This is a genomic window from Streptomyces pinistramenti (genome assembly GCF_020564935.1).
Taxonomy (GTDB): domain Bacteria; phylum Actinomycetota; class Actinomycetes; order Streptomycetales; family Streptomycetaceae; genus Streptomyces; species Streptomyces pinistramenti.
Genome location: NZ_JAJCXB010000107.1, coordinates 1 through 11,347, shown reverse-complemented (window position 1 = coordinate 11,347; position 11,347 = coordinate 1). Strand labels below are relative to the sequence as shown.

Genomic DNA, 11,347 nt, shown 5'->3' with positions numbered 1-11,347 from the left:
CGCGGCCCGCCGAGGCGGTGCGCCCCACGTGATGATCGACCAGCCGTTCCCGGCCGCGGCAGCCCAGCAGATCGCGGCGGCACTCAACCTCTACGACCGGCTGGTACCGGTGTTGGACAACGCACCCACGCGGCCCCGTGCGAGGCGGGGACAAGTGCCATGTATGTGCTGCTGAATTCCGTTCGTGACTCTCGAATTCGTGAATCTCGGATCTGTGACTCTCGAAGAGGATTGCCGGGCCGGCGGAGCGCGCCCTGTTTCGAGTGCCCCGCCGGCCCGGCCGGTATTCCGCGTGCGATTTCGCGGAATATCCCTAGCCCGGGATGACGTCGAAGGGCATGGTGTTGGTTTGCCGGTCGCGTGATCCCTTCAGGAATACCTGACCACTTCCAACCAGCCATGTATTGGGAACCGTTGCTGTGGCCTTCGTGGGTTCGTTGGGTACGGGTGTGGCCTGAGTCGGGTATTCCTTACCGGCCAGGATGTACACCGCCGTGGTTACCGAACCCAACTCTTTCCCGGTGAAACTGATCGCCTTGCCGTGAGTGGCCTCATCCGGCGAGATGTCTTCCAGGGCCATGACTTGCTTGATCGTGACTGTCATGAGCGCTACTCCTTTGTGTGCGCTGCCTGCTTCGCGCAACCCACGCTAGGGCGCCCCTGCGAGCCCAGCAAATGCCCATTTCCCTTAATGGATTTGTCGCCCGCTTGGCCTACTTATTCCCGGCCTAGGTAGTGACGCCTGCGGGAGGGCATTAAAATAAACCACATCGCGCTTTTGATTCGATTTCAACGACCTCACGCAAGCCCCGCCGGTCCTCCTGCGCCAGGCCCTCTTGTGCTGATCAGTCGCAGGGGCGACCGTCGAGCAATCGAGCGCAATCGGATCGCACAGGGAGAGCTCATGAGGTTGCGTTTTCTGGGGATCATCCCGAACACCGGTAAGGACGACTCGCCCACTGTCTGGCTGGACGAGGACACCGGGGATCTCCTGATCCGTCGTACAAGGCCACGGAGGACGAGGTGAAGGCGTGCCAGGAGATCGGGTCAATCCCCGGCCATGGCACGGACGTTCCGGATCACGAGACGATCGTTCGACTGCCCAAGGTCCTGATCCAGTACATCCCGCGACCGGACGGAGACGTCGCCGATGAGGCCCCCGGCACGTGAGCCCCTGTCTCAAGCCCGAAGGTCCGCGATCCATCTGGAAGTGCGCGATCACTACCACAGCGAGGACCCGGACTTCCTTGCCTGGCGAGAGGGGCGCCGTCAGTTCACCCGGGACAACCGGGCGGAGTGGTGGGAGGGGTGGCACGACGCCGTACACGCCGCGGTGTCCCGAGGCGTGGCCGTCCGCCGTGCCCGCGTCGTCTCCGAGCCGCTGACCGAGTATGTGCGCTGGGAGTACGACTACGCCGCGACCAACGTCGCCGCTGGGGAGCAAGTCCGTTGGCTGCCCCGGCGCAGGGCCAAGGATCTTGCGGTACCCGCCGTGGACTTCTGGGTCTTCGACGCAGAGTTGGTGCTGTTCCACCACTTCGGCGGGGACGGCACGTTGATGGAGCGTGAGTACGTCACGGACGCCGCGTTGGCCGCTTGGTGCACCGATGCTTTCGATGCGATCTGGGAGCGGGCCACGCCTCACGAGGAGTACAGGCCGGTCCAGTGAGCCATGCCTCGATCATCGTCATCCGGCGTCCGGCAAGCCCGACAGCTCCTTGCTGACCTCCTGCGGGAGTTGGTCGAGGATGCCGGGCTCGACGGCAAGGATCTGGCCGCGCTGTGCGGCTGGTATCCGTCCAAGGTGTCTCGGATCTCGACAGGGAAGGCCAAGCCCAGCGAGGACGACATTCGGGCGTGGTGTCGGGCGTGCGGCGCCGAGGACCGGACAGAGGACCTGATCGCCTCACTGCGGGCTGTCGAGGGCATGTGGCTGACGTGGCGGCGGCTTGAGCGTGCCGGACTGCGACGGTCCCAGGAGGAACGTCTGCCGCTGTACCAGCGCACGCGCCGGTTCCGTGCGTACAGCTCTTGGGTTCTTCCCGGCCTCCTCCAGACCCACCGGTACACCGAGGACGTGCTTCGGACGATCCAGCGGCAACGGGTGCCGCTTGACGATGTGACCGCCGCCGTTGCCGCGCGCATGGAACGTCAGCGTGTGCTGAATGAGGGGCAACGACTGTTCGCGTTTCTGATCGAAGAGCCGTTCTCCGAAACACGCTCAGCACCGGGGAGGCGCAAGAGGAGCAGCTGGAGCACCTGCTCACCGTGAGTGGTCTACCGAACGTCAGCCTCGGTGTGGTCCCGGTGGCCCGGCAACGCCGCCAACTCCCGGTGGAGAACTTCTGGATCTACGACAGCGCCCAAGTCAACGTGGAGTTGGTGTCCGGCTATCTGACGCTGACACAGCCAAGTGAGGTGAAGGCGTACGCCGACACGTTTGCGACGCTGGCCGACATGGCGGTCCACGGGGCGAAGGCACGCGCGCTGATCACGAAGGCTCGTGACTCGCTCGGGTAATCCGTGCGCAATCAGGCGTAATCGGCTAGGAGTTGAGGTTCCACTGTCCCTAGCGTGTCGCTACCAGGGAGAGACAACGGAGGTGGCGATATGCGCATGTGGTGGCTGACCGGGGCGACAGGGGGCAACCCGCAGGACGACAGTGACAGCGGGAACAAGCACGGCGGGGGCGGCTCCGGCGAGGGTGGCAACACCAACGACGGCCAGGGACCGGCGGACGGCAAGTGACCGAGCGCTCCGCGAAGGAGGCGGGCCCCAAGGGGCTCGTCTCCGTGCTCATGGGAAAGGGCGCCCTCACGAGCGATTGGCTCGCTGCGTTCGAGGCGGTGCCGCGCCATCAGTTCATGCCTGACGCCATCTGGCCCGGCCGAGCCGGCATGAATCGCCAGAGTGACCGCGTGCTCCGCAGCGAGGAGCCCGACGCCTGGTGGGAAGCCGTCCACCGGGATGCGCCGATCACGACCCAATGGGATGACGGCGCGTACAGCGGACCCGGCAGAGGAAAGTCCCCGTCCAGCTCCAACTCCATGCCCACGATGGTGTTTTCGATGCTGGACGCCCTCGGCGTCGAGCCCGGACAGACCGTGTTGGAGATCGGCACCGGGACCGGTTGGAACGCCGGGCTGCTGTCGCACCGGCTGGGCGCTGAGAGCGTCGTCAGCGTCGAGGTGGACGAGGCCGGCGCGGAGGGCGCACGAACCCGCCTCGACCTCGCCGGGTTCCGTCCGCTGGTGCACGTTGGCGACGGGGCGCAGGGCTACCCGGAACGGGCGCCGTATGACCGGCTGATCGCTACCTGTTCCATCGGCAGCGTGCCCCCGGCATGGCGGGCTCAGGTGCGGCCAGGAGGCGTCATCGTGACCCCGTGGGGGCCGACGTACGGCGGGGAGGCGGTCGCGCGTCTGACGGTCGCCGAGGACGGTACGGCGTCCGGTCCGTTCATGGGGTCGTCGGCCTTCATGCGGATGCGGGCTCAGCGCAAGCAACTGCCACCGACCGGTGCCTACCTGGACGGCAGGGAGTGGCCCGGTACGGGCGGCCGGTCCGATACCACGCTGTCCCCGGATGACGTGGGCGACTGGGTGCAGATGTTCGCCATCGGGGTGCAGATCCCGGACCTGTTCTGTCGAGTCGAGTGGGGCGAGAACGGCGCCTACCGGCTGTGGCTCATGGACACGGGCGTCACGTCCTGGGCGACAGCGGACTACGAGAAGGGGCGCGCGGCGTTCCCGGTCGTCCAGTCCGGGGCCCGGCGTTTGTGGAACGAGCTGGAGCAGACGTGGCGCTGGTGGGCCGACGCGGGCCGCCCTGGATTCGATCGCTTCGGGCTCACGGCGGACGGCGACGGCGAGCGGGTGTGGCTCGACTCCCCGGACAACCCGGTACCCCTCCGGAGCGCGTAGCCGCTCCCTCGACCGGCACCGGCCGACGTTGAGCCCTCTCTCCATGGCCGAGGTGCACCACGTGGCGAAGCGTTGACGGGGGTCCGGCCCGGTCGCCGTGTGGATCACAGGGGACCGTCCGCCGCCTTTCCCGGGCGAACCGGTCAGAATGCGCCAATTGTGGCATCCGGTTTGAATCGGCTACGCGGCAGAGGTGGTCAGCAGTCATCCCCGCGCGACGAGAAATCGCCGGAAACGGTCCGATTCGAGCGATTGCCCCTCGTCGCCGACCCCACGGGCCCCGCTCCCCCCGAAGCGCGATCGTCGTCACCGTCCGTATCGAGTCTCGTGCAGCTTGTGATGCGGGTGCTGTCATGGCACAGCGGGGAACGGCATCACCGCCCCGCACCGACTCCCGGAGGGATCGACATGGCTCAACTCACCGTGCGCAGACGCATCGGCGGAGCCGCCGCGGGCGCCGTCTTCGCCTGCTCGCTCGCCGGGCTGGGCGCACCGCCCGTGCAGGCGGCCACCCCCACGGCTTTGACGATGGACGGCAGCCGCGTCAGCGGTAAGCCGTACAAGGGCACTCGGTCGCAGAGTTTCACCGTCGTCAAGCAGCGCGACGGAAGCTCGGGCATCCGCAACAAGTACTCCGGCCTGGTCCTGACCATGGACAAGGCCGTCGTCAGCGGTAAGCCGTACAAGGGCACTCGGTCGCAGAGTTTCACCGTCGTCAAGCAGCGCGACGGAAGCTCGGGCATCCGCAACAAATACTCCGGCCTGGCTCTCACCATGGACAAAGGCGTCGTCAGCGGAAAGACGTACAACGGCACCCGGGCCCAGAGCTTCACGCTCGTCAAGCAGGGCGACGGCAGCCAGGGCATCCGCGCCTTCTACAACTAGTGCCGCATTGGGCAACGTTCGCCCTGTGGACCCCGGCTCGTAGATCCCGTTCTGAGGAGTGGGGGCCACTGGGGCAGGTTGTTCTGTTCCGTCGTCTGGTCTTCACCGGCTGGGGTGGTTTGTTCCGTAATTGCGTCTGCTGCTCTCCTCGGGGTGGTGGGGCCTGCGGACCATGGGTGGGGAGGGGCCATCGGGCCCGTCGTTCGTGTTCGGGGAGGGCTGTGCTGTGTCCAGGACAGAGAATTCTTCGGGGCGGGATCCGCTGCGTGCTTTCAGGAGTGGGCCTGCGAGGCGGGGGGTGGCGGTGACCGGTGCGCTGGTCCTCGGCGGTGCCCTGCTGTGCGGGCCCGCGACGGCCGTGGTGCCGGCCGCCGGGCGTGTGCAACCGCGGGTGGCGAATGAGCAGCCGTTCACGACTTCAGGGGTCTTCACGGTGCCCGACGGGGTCACGCAGGTGCAGGTATTCGCCTGGGGTGGCGGCGGGCGCGGCGGGCCGCGGCCGAGGAGCGGGCGGCGGCGGCGATGGCCGACGCCGAGGCGTCCGGCACCTTCGTCGCGGGTCCGGAAGGGCTCGTCGCACAGCCCACCGGCGACGCGGACCCGTCCGCCGCGGCAGGCACCGCCCACGGCACGGCTTCCGGCCTCGCCCAGGCCGCCGACGGCGCCGGCCCCGCCCCGACCGGCCGCCGCCGCGGGCGCCCGAGCCCGGCCGAGGCGCCGCAGCCGGGCCATGCCGGCGGCCACGCACAGCCGCAGGACCCGGCGGCCGCGCAGCCGCTCCCCGAGGAGGACGGCGGCCCGGCGGCCGGGCAGTCCCACGGGCAGGCGTTCCGCGTGCGCACGCTCGGGCAGGGCGTGCCGTTCGCCCAGCAGATCGAGCAGCAGCGTCCGGCGGGCGCCCCCGGCACCACCCCGCCCAGCGCCACCCCGCCCGGTGGCACGCCGCCCGGTGGCACCTCCGCGGGCTCGGGCCGCCGCCGCAAGCTCGCCGCGCCCCCGCAGGACGACGAGCGGGCCGACGCCGCTCCGGCCGACCCCCGTCCGCACACCGGCCGCCCCCAGCCGCACACGCCGCCTCCGGCCCAGGCCCCGCAGCCGTCCGCGCAGCCCCATCAGCAGCACCTGCTGGGCTCGGGCGAGGGCCGCGCCTTCGCGATCTCCGCGCCGGACGAGGGCAGTGAGGGCCCCGAGCCGCTGGACGGGCCGAACGGCGCGGTCGAGGTGATGAATCATCAGCCGCCGCCGATGGACGACGAGTTGCCGCCCGAGCCGCTGGACAATCCGCGCCGTCTGCTGGTCTGGCCCGCGCCGGACGTCTCCACGCAGCAGGCGCTGAGCGACCGCGGCTACCGCCCGGTGATCGTCAACTCCCGCGAAGAGGTGGACGCGCAGATCGCCGCGTACCCCGCCGCGCTCTTCGTCGATCCGCTGACCGGACCGATCACCCGTACCGCGCTCCAGTCGCTGCGCCAGGCGGCGGGCGCGGCCGAGGTTCCGGTGCTGGTGACGGCGGGTCTTGGGCAGGCCACCCGTGAGGCGGCGTACGGCGCCGACCCGGCGGTGCTGCTCAAGGCGCTGGCGCCGCGGGACGGTGAACAGCACCCGCCCCGCGTGCTGTTGATCGAGCAGAACGACGCCATCGCGGGCGCGCTGACCACCTCGCTGGAGCGGCGCGGCATGCAGGTCGCGCGGGCCGGTACGGACGCCGACGCGGTCGCCCTCGCGACACAGGCACGGCCGAATCTCGTGGTGATGGACCTGATGCAGGTGCGCCGCCGACGGGCCGGCATCATCGACTGGCTGCGCGCCAACGGCCTGCTCGACCACACCCCGCTGGTCGTCTACACCGCCCCCGACATGGACCCGGCCCAGCTCACGGGCCTCGCGTCGGGCGAGACCGTGCTGTTCCTGTCGGAGCGCTCGACCAGCGCCGAGGTGCAGGCCCGCATCGTCGACCTGCTCGCCAAGATCGGCACGAACTGACCGCGTGACGCGGGCCGTTGAGCGCCCCTGGGGAACCGGAGGGCGGCCGTCCGCCGCCCTCCCCCCTGCCTGCGCCTACGCCCCGAAGCGGGTGACGTCCAGCTCCCCGTCCGCGTACTGCCTGCGCAGCACCTTCTTGTCGAACTTGCCCACGCTCGTCTTCGGCACCGACGGGATCAGCGCCCACCGCTCCGGTAGCTGCCAGCGCGCGATGCGCTCGCCGAGGAACGCCTTCAGCTCCTCGTACCCGGCCGTCGCCCCCTCGGCCAAAACCACGGTGGCCAGCGGGCGCTCGCCCCACTTGTCGTCCGGCACGGCGACCACCGCGGCCTCGGCCACCCCCGGGTGGGCCATCAGATGGTTCTCCAGCTCGACCGACGAGATCCACTCCCCGCCGGACTTGATGACGTCCTTGGCCCGGTCGGTCAGGGTCAGGAAGCCGTTCGGGGTGATGGTGCCGACGTCGCCGGTGCGCAGCCAGCCGTCCGGGCTGAACTTGTCGTCGGGGCGCTGCACTTCGCCGTCCGCACCGCCGTAGTACCCGCCCGCGATCCACGGCCCGCGGACCTCCAGCTCGCCTGCGGACTCGCCGTCCCAGGGCAGCGTCTCGCCGCCTGGGCCGATCAGCCGGGGCTCGACGGATGCGGGGAAACGTCCCTGGGTGGTGCGGTAGGCCCACTCCTCGTCGCCGGTGGCGCCGGCCGGCGGGTGCGCGACGGAGCCCAGCGGGGACGTCTCGGTCATGCCCCAGGCGTGTACGACGCGGATGCCGTGCCGCTCCTCGAAGCCGCGCATCAGGACGGGCGGGCAGGCGGAGCCGCCGATGATGACGGTCTCCAGGCACGCCACATCGCGCCGGGTGGCGTCCAGTTCGCCGAGCAGGCCCTGCCAGATGGTGGGCACGGCGGCGCCGATGGTGGGACGTACCGTCTCGATCATCTCGGCGAGCGGCGCGGGCTGGAGGAAGCGGTCCGGCATCAGGAGGGACGCGCCGGCCATGAACGCGGCGTGCGGCAGGCCCCAGGCGTTGACGTGGAACATCGGCACGACGGGCAGCGCGATGTCGCGGGGGGACAGCGCGAACGCCTCGGCGGTGTTGACCTGGAGCGAGTGCAGATAGACCGAACGGTGGCTGTAGACCACGCCCTTGGGGTCGCCGGTCGTCCCGGAGGTGTAGCAGAGGGCCGCCGCCGCCCGCTCATCCAGCTCGGGCCAGTCGTAGCGCTCGGGCTGCCCGGCGAGCAGCTCCTCGTAGTCGTGCACCTCGGGCCGCGCACCGTCCAGCACGGAACGGTCGCCGGGCCCCGCGACGACGATGTGTTCCAGGGTCGGCAGCCGCGGCAGCAGCGGGGCGAGCAGCGGCAGCAGGGTGCCGTTGACCAGCAGGACGCGGTCATCGGCGTGGTTCACGATCCACGTCAACTGCTCGGCGGGCAGCCGGAGGTTCAGGGTGTGCAGCACGGCGCCCATGGAGGGGATGGCGAGATACGCCTCCAGGTGCTCGGCGTTGTTCCACATCAGCGTTCCCGTGGGGCTTCCCTCCCCCACTCCGAGGCCGGCGAGCGCGTGGGCGAGCTGCGCGGCCCGGCGGCCGACCTCGGCGAACGTGCGCCGGTGCGGGTCCGCTCCGGTCCAGGTGATGACCTCCGACTCGCCGTGGACGGTCGAGCCGTGCGTCAGGATTCGCGAGACCGTGAGCGGTACGTCCTGCATCGTGCTGAGCACCGGGTGCCTCCGCTTGTTACGGACGGGTAGTCGTGTGCTGCGATTCTCGATGCGTACCAATTGGTATGTCACGCCCTCGCGATGTGTTCTTCACCGCTTACCGGCGGCAACCGGCCGAGTTGGCTTACGGGCGCCGTACCTCGAACTGAAAACAGCCGTATTCCACCGCCCGTACGTGCACCACCGCCACCTCCGGCGCCCCGAACGCCACGTCCAGCGCCCGCTCGAAACCGGCCTCGGCATCGTCGGGAATCTCGAAGAGGGCACCGCCGACGATGTGCCCCGACGCGTTGTAGCGCCGCAGCGTGCGCAGCGCCCCCGGCCGCGCGAAGGGGTAGCTCCGGCCGTCGGCGGGCCCGGCACAGGGCCCGGCATGGATGAACACCGGCCCCGCCTCGTCGTAGGCCCCCGGCTCGGCCCCGCTCTCCGCCGCCCAACGGCGCAGCGGCGCATAGGAGACGAGCGCGACCCGCTCGCCGGCCTCGATGCCCCGCAGGCAGCAGCGCAGCGGACCGCCCACGGAGGCGATCGGCACCCCGTCCTCCCGCGCGGTGTACGGCCGCATCGGCCGCCCGGAGTCGTCGAGTTCGCGCAATTCCCTGAGCGTGGCGGGGGCGATGGGCAGGGGCAGATGGGTCGTTGTCGTCATGCCTCCCAGGGTCGGCGGCCGGGGGGCGGGGCGCTGGCGGGAATCGGACGGGGCGGTGGGCGGGACGGGAGGGGCCCCGATGTGTGCGGCGGCCGGGATGAAGTCCGCGCTGCCGCTGCACCGTACGCGTACACCGCTCTTGAGGTCCGGCCGGACGATCCCGATCAGTTGCCGGACGGCGCGCGGCCCTGGACGCGGCGGGCTACGGCGAGCACGATCGGCGCCGCGAGCCAGCAGAGGTACGCGCCGGAGCTCATGCTCAGGAACGAGAGGGGAACGGACGCCCCGAACACTGCGGCCAGGCAGATGCTGCGCACCAGGTTCTCGGCGAACACCTGGGGCGGGACGTCCGTGCGGTACAGGTGTGCGCGTCGGATCTCCCGGATGATCAGCGCGAACGACGCGGACGCCAGGACCTGCACGATCGCGTACAGGCTGAACCGGGGCGGGAAGGCGCCGTCGGCGGTGATCACCCGGGTCGCGAACGGCATCAGGACCTGCATGAACAGCCATGCCAGGGTGAGACTGGTCAGGCGGCTGTTCAGCGAGCGGACGTATCGGAAGATCTCGTGGTGGGCACGCCAATGGGCGGCGATCACCACAAAGCTGAGCGCGAAGGCCAGGTACTCCTTGCCGTGGGCCGCCACCGAACTCAGCATGGCGCCGGTGGTGTCGCCGACAGGGACGGGGAGATCCAGCGCCAGCAAGGTGAGTGCAATCGCAATCGCCGCGTCGACGAACATGATGAGCCGCTCGGCGGCGAGCGCTCGCACCTCGCCGGTCTCGGCGTCGGGTTCGTGGCCGGTATGAGTCGTCATGGTGAGGAACAGCTCCTGCGGCTCAGGCGCCGGTTTCCACGGTCGGCCGGGGCGTGGCCGCCAGACGCCGGGATCGCACGGCCAGAATGATCATGACCGCCGGGATCAGGAGGTCGTTGACGAGGACTCCGCCGGTGTTGCCGGGGGCGTGGTCACCGTTGGCGAACCACTGGTAGAGGTGACCGACCACGGCTCCCCAGAGGAACATCCCACCGCCGAGCCCGATGGTGATGCGCTCCCGCGCAGATGCCGAGGCGGCCCGGAAGCCCATGACGGCCAGCCCGAGGTTGGCGAAGGCGATCTCGAACATGAAGGGCGTCCGGTCGAAGCCGATCGCCGTGGCCATGACGTTCGGGAAGCCGAGGAACGCGACCGTCATCCACAGGCTGCCGCAGCCGAAGGCACCGATGGCCCACCAGCGCTGCCAGGTTTCCAGCGCCTGCTGAGGTGACTGCGCATGGCGGGTCCGCACGAAAGCCCCGACGGCCGGCACCAGGATCCAGACCAGTGGGAAGGCGGACTGAGCGAGGTAGGAGAAGTTGTCCATGACTCCATTCTTAACTGGTTAATATTAACCCGTCAATGGTCGGGTACAGTGGTGGCTGTGGATGACGGACTCGCAGACGCGCTGCACCGCGTGGTCATGCTGCTGGGTGAGGCGGCCCGGCAGCGCACCGATGGCCCCGCCGGCTTGACCTACAGCCAGATACGACTTCTGGGCACGCTGGAGGACATCGAACCGGCGACACAGCATCGGCTCGCGCAGGCGCTGTCGGTGTCCGACCCGGCGATCAGCCGGGCGCTACGACCACTCGAAGCGGATGGTCTGGTGCAGATCACCGTCGACCCCGAACACGCGCGGCGGCGGCTGGTCCGCCTCACCGAGACCGGCCGGGATGCCTTCCACACCGCCGGAAAGCCGCTCGGCGACGAGTTCCGAGCCGGGCTCATCGCGGCCGATTTTCCCTACGAGCGCTACCTCGAAGACACCCTTCGGCTGGCCGAGCTCCTCGCATCCGACTGAGAATCATTGCTGAATTCCCCAAGTCCTGTCTTGCGGATCCGAGTTCAAAACGGGCAGCCTCGGGAGACGCGATTTCCAAGTGCGGGAAATCCGGCCGTCGCCGATGCCCCGCGGTGGACGCATCACGCCGACGTGCCCCCGCACCGGCCACAGACCGGTACAGGGGCACGTCCCTCGCGTCGTAACTCCCGGATCAGACGTCGAACTTGCCGCCCTTGACGGCCCCTACGAACACCGACCACGAACCGGCGGGAACGACCAGAGCCGCTCCCCCCGGATGCTTGGAGTCGCGTACGGGCAGCACACCCGGGAAGCCCGGCGCCACCTCGACGCAGTTCTG

11 protein-coding genes and 3 pseudogenes are annotated in these 11,347 nt (G+C 69.7%); 8 read left to right on the top strand and 6 right to left on the bottom strand.

All coding sequences use genetic code 11. The annotated features are described in order from the left end of the window. Positions 1 to 313: 313 nt before the first annotated feature. On the bottom strand, positions 314 to 604 hold the full coding sequence (locus LIU39_RS34135; RefSeq protein ID WP_227050866.1) for a hypothetical protein: 291 nt from the start codon (positions 602 to 604) through the stop codon (positions 314 to 316). A gap of 300 nt (positions 605 to 904) precedes the next feature. Between LIU39_RS34135 and LIU39_RS34130 the strand changes: the two are divergent. The 7 genes and pseudogenes from LIU39_RS34130 to LIU39_RS34100 form a co-directional block, all read left to right on the top strand. Then, positions 905 to 1,170: pseudogene (locus LIU39_RS34130) on the top strand (hypothetical protein). Next, entirely contained in the window at positions 1,151 to 1,669 is a 519-nt protein-coding gene (locus LIU39_RS34125; RefSeq protein WP_227050865.1) for a DUF6879 family protein, read from the top strand. Before LIU39_RS34130 ends, LIU39_RS34125 begins: the two are co-directional and overlap by 20 nt. Positions 1,670 to 1,672: 3 nt before the next feature. Beyond that, a pseudogene (locus LIU39_RS34120) lies at positions 1,673 to 2,520 on the top strand (helix-turn-helix domain-containing protein). A gap of 90 nt (positions 2,521 to 2,610) precedes the next feature. Further along, the gene (locus LIU39_RS34115) at positions 2,611 to 2,748 is read left to right on the top strand and encodes a hypothetical protein (RefSeq protein WP_227050864.1); all 138 of its coding nucleotides are present in this window, start codon (positions 2,611 to 2,613) and stop codon (positions 2,746 to 2,748) included. Then, positions 2,745 to 3,923 carry a methyltransferase domain-containing protein gene (locus LIU39_RS34110; RefSeq protein ID WP_227050863.1) on the top strand — a complete coding sequence of 393 codons (1,179 nt, stop codon included), beginning with the start codon at positions 2,745 to 2,747 and terminating at the stop codon, positions 3,921 to 3,923. Before LIU39_RS34115 ends, LIU39_RS34110 begins: the two co-directional genes overlap by 4 nt. 408 nt (positions 3,924 to 4,331) lie before the next feature. After that, positions 4,332 to 4,808: an RICIN domain-containing protein gene (locus LIU39_RS34105; RefSeq protein ID WP_227050862.1), complete on the top strand. Its 477-nt coding sequence runs from the start codon at positions 4,332 to 4,334 to the stop codon at positions 4,806 to 4,808. 471 nt (positions 4,809 to 5,279) lie between these two features. Next, positions 5,280 to 6,791, top strand: a pseudogene (locus tag LIU39_RS34100) (response regulator transcription factor); the annotation flags it as partial. Positions 6,792 to 6,866: 75 nt separating this feature from the next. Here LIU39_RS34100 and LIU39_RS34095 read toward each other — a convergent pair. From LIU39_RS34095 to LIU39_RS34080, 4 genes are all read right to left on the bottom strand, one after another. Then, positions 6,867 to 8,516 carry a long-chain fatty acid--CoA ligase gene (locus tag LIU39_RS34095; protein ID WP_227050861.1) on the bottom strand — a complete coding sequence of 550 codons (1,650 nt, stop codon included), beginning with the start codon at positions 8,514 to 8,516 and terminating at the stop codon, positions 6,867 to 6,869. Between the two features lie 124 nt (positions 8,517 to 8,640). Further along, positions 8,641 to 9,165 (bottom strand): DUF1203 domain-containing protein, encoded by a 525-nt coding sequence (locus LIU39_RS34090; protein WP_227050860.1) that lies wholly within the window; start codon positions 9,163 to 9,165, stop codon positions 8,641 to 8,643. A gap of 164 nt (positions 9,166 to 9,329) precedes the next feature. After that, complete coding sequence (locus LIU39_RS34085; RefSeq protein WP_227050859.1) at positions 9,330 to 9,983, bottom strand: TMEM175 family protein; 654 nt, start codon at positions 9,981 to 9,983, stop codon at positions 9,330 to 9,332. Between the two features lie 22 nt (positions 9,984 to 10,005). Continuing rightward, positions 10,006 to 10,530, bottom strand: coding sequence for a DUF6790 family protein (locus tag LIU39_RS34080; protein ID WP_227050858.1), 525 nt, complete (start codon positions 10,528 to 10,530; stop codon positions 10,006 to 10,008). Between the two features lie 57 nt (positions 10,531 to 10,587). Here LIU39_RS34080 and LIU39_RS34075 point away from each other — a divergent pair, with 57 nt between their 5' ends. After that, positions 10,588 to 11,007: a MarR family winged helix-turn-helix transcriptional regulator gene (locus tag LIU39_RS34075; protein ID WP_227050857.1), complete on the top strand. Its 420-nt coding sequence runs from the start codon at positions 10,588 to 10,590 to the stop codon at positions 11,005 to 11,007. Between the two features lie 193 nt (positions 11,008 to 11,200). Here LIU39_RS34075 and LIU39_RS34070 read toward each other — a convergent pair whose 3' ends face one another. Then, the gene (locus LIU39_RS34070) at positions 11,201 to 11,332 is read right to left on the bottom strand and encodes a DUF397 domain-containing protein (RefSeq protein WP_308409451.1); all 132 of its coding nucleotides are present in this window, start codon (positions 11,330 to 11,332) and stop codon (positions 11,201 to 11,203) included. Positions 11,333 to 11,347: the final 15 nt, after the last annotated feature.